Genomic DNA, 1,996 nt, shown 5'->3' on the forward strand with positions numbered 1-1,996 from the left:
ATTGCGGCGCAATGCCCTGCCGGGCAGTGCATGATCTGCGCTTCTGTGAATCGTGTCTTCTTCATCGGAATCTCCTCGTTCATCCTGCCGAGAAAATTCTACTTCCGCATCGCCTAAGATCGGGGGACTACCCCCTGACGGTTTCCAAACGATCCACGAGTAATGCCGGACTGCTAGTTTTCGGCCCTCCCGCGCATCCAATCGCGCAGCGTGACATCGACAGGGCTGTCATTCCCGACTGCGAATTGAATATTGCTGATTTTCCATCGGTCACCGCTACGCCGTAAAATGACAAAACCGACAGACGGCTCTTCGGTCAGCTGGTGCCCGTCTTGAATGTAGCGCGTCTCGTAGGTCGCGCAGATCGTGTCGTCGTCATTGTACACCGCCTCAAGACAGCGGCGCATCATATGCGTGAGCCGTTTCGCCTTCAGGCTGTCGATGAACGTCGCGCAAATGGCACGAATTTCCGCTTCGGTCGTCGCGACGATTTTCCCCCGAAAACTCTCGAGCGTGCAAGGTATGTCGCACCAACCGACGGTGGCTTCGACATCCCCCGCGATGGTTGCCTCACCTTGGCGGTCCAGAAAATCCTGTGCGATGCTTCGCGCGTCTTCCACCGTCAGCGCTCCACTTGCTCGAAATGACAAGATGATTGAGATCCTGAAACGCGATGATCGTCGCCCTCGCCTGAAAGGTCAATGAACTTGGTGCAAGCGCGGACCCTATTGATGTGGCCGTCCCGGACGGCATCAATTTGCCAAGCTGGGCCCGCAAGGGTCCATGAAGAAAGACGGTCATGTCAGCGGGCGGCGGTCACATTGTCGGAGCCGTTTCAGCGCATCACCGTGCAGAATAGAACCTCCGCTGAGAAAGGCCGTTCTCGCAGCTTGGCTGTTCGGCTCCGAATGCTCTTCCCAAAGATCGTCGCAGGAGGTAGGTAGCCCGATCCAAGGGAGTTTGGGACGATCATGGCGCAAAAAGCCACAATCTATAAGGTCGAGCTGTCGATCAGCGATATGGATCGCCACTATTACGAGATCCATAAACTGACCGTTGCCAAGCATCCTTCCGAGACCGACGAGCGGCTGATGCTACGCATCGTCGCCTTTGCCCTGAATGCTCATGAGCATTTGGAATTGACCAAAGGGCTGTCCACGGATGACGAGCCTGACATCTGGCAAAAGAGCCTGAGCGGCGAGATCGATGTGTGGGTCGCCCTTGGGCTTCCGAGCGAGAAGGTCATGCGGCAGTCCTGCAGCAAAGCCGCGCAGGTTGTTGTTTACCCATATGGCGGCAAGACGGCCGACGTGTGGTGGGACAAGGTCAAGAACGGCACCACCCGTTTCGACAATCTGCGGGTGATCAACTTCTCGGAGACCGACGCCGCCGCATTGGGCAGGCTGGCCAGCCGGGCGATGAAGCTCCAGGTCAATATTCAGGACGGCGAGGTGATGATCAGCGTCGATGACAACATCGTCTACGTCACGCCCGAAACATGGAAAGGTGCCGCTTAGGCGAAGCAGAGAGCGGGCTTCGTAAATTAGGTACCACGTCCTCTGGGTATGTGTCAGCCCGGGCCGGTTCCATGAAAAACACCCGTTCGCGAGCGCAGGATATCGACGGGTGAACATGGCGCGAGCGGTTTCCCTGTCAGGCGTTTCGCAATTGCTGCGGTGCTGGGGAATCTTGGCCAGTTTCCGCAGGTTCCGGGCGGCGGCGGTGAGAAGAAATTCGTCATTTGCGCCGCATGGGCCACGCAATCGGAGCCTGTTCTGGTCAAGGATCCGTTTGAGTTGCGCCAAGAACATCTCGACTATTTTCCGGAGCTTCGTTGAAATGTCGTATTGCTCGGTCTTGGCGATCTTGCAGGCAAGCTGCCCCGCGTCCTCATGTTCTTCGCGGGTGATTTTTCTGGCATTGACCTGCCACTGAACTTTCATCCAGCCGGAACCGGAGTCCTTTGGGTTGATACGCCGATTGGCGCAGGTGGAGC

At 57.1% G+C, this 1,996-nt stretch carries 2 protein-coding genes and 1 pseudogene; 1 reads left to right on the plus strand and 2 read right to left on the minus strand.

Features of this window, described 5'->3' with window-relative positions:
- Positions 1-173 precede the first annotated feature (173 nt).
- The gene (locus Q4543_RS24225) at positions 174-620 is read right to left on the minus strand and encodes a hypothetical protein (RefSeq protein ID WP_303442682.1); all 447 of its coding nucleotides are present in this window, start codon (positions 618-620) and stop codon (positions 174-176) included.
- A gap of 351 nt (positions 621-971) precedes the next feature.
- Here Q4543_RS24225 and Q4543_RS24230 point away from each other — a divergent pair, with 351 nt between their 5' ends.
- The gene (locus tag Q4543_RS24230; protein ID WP_303442685.1) at positions 972-1,517 is read left to right on the plus strand and encodes a YaeQ family protein; all 546 of its coding nucleotides are present in this window, start codon (positions 972-974) and stop codon (positions 1,515-1,517) included.
- Between the two features lie 136 nt (positions 1,518-1,653).
- Here Q4543_RS24230 and Q4543_RS24235 read toward each other — a convergent pair.
- Positions 1,654-1,922 (minus strand): annotated as a pseudogene (locus tag Q4543_RS24235) (transposase); the annotation flags it as partial.
- Positions 1,923-1,996: the final 74 nt, after the last annotated feature.

The sequence above is a fragment of the Salipiger sp. 1_MG-2023 genome (genome assembly GCF_030547555.1).
GTDB lineage: Bacteria > Pseudomonadota > Alphaproteobacteria > Rhodobacterales > Rhodobacteraceae > Salipiger.